Origin of the sequence: Frateuria defendens (assembly GCF_001182895.1) — a bacterium.
Lineage (GTDB): Bacteria > Pseudomonadota > Gammaproteobacteria > Xanthomonadales > Rhodanobacteraceae > Frateuria_B > Frateuria_B defendens.
Genome location: NZ_LFQR01000227.1, coordinates 1 through 223, shown reverse-complemented (window position 1 = coordinate 223; position 223 = coordinate 1). Strand labels below are relative to the sequence as shown.

The 223-nt window shown below is 60.1% G+C and carries 1 protein-coding gene; it reads right to left on the bottom strand.

The genetic code is table 11. The features are described 5' to 3' along the window. Positions 1-223: IS630 family transposase (locus tag ACH65_RS18055; protein ID WP_049624030.1), on the bottom strand; the 223-nt coding region annotated here is incomplete at both ends.

The following is a 223-nucleotide window of genomic DNA, read 5'->3' as shown; positions in this document are numbered from 1 at the left end:
ATTTCTCACTGATCTGTCCGTAGAATCGCTCGACCAGGTTGAGCCAGGACGCCGAGGTCGGCGTGAAGTGCACGTGGTAGCGCGGGTGCTTGGCAAACCACGCACGCACCTTTTCGGTCTTGTGCGTGCCGTAGTTGTCCATGATCAGGTGGACCTCTTGGTCCTTCGGCACCGCGGCATCGATCGCCTTGAGGAACTGCAGAAACTCCGCACTGCGGTGGCG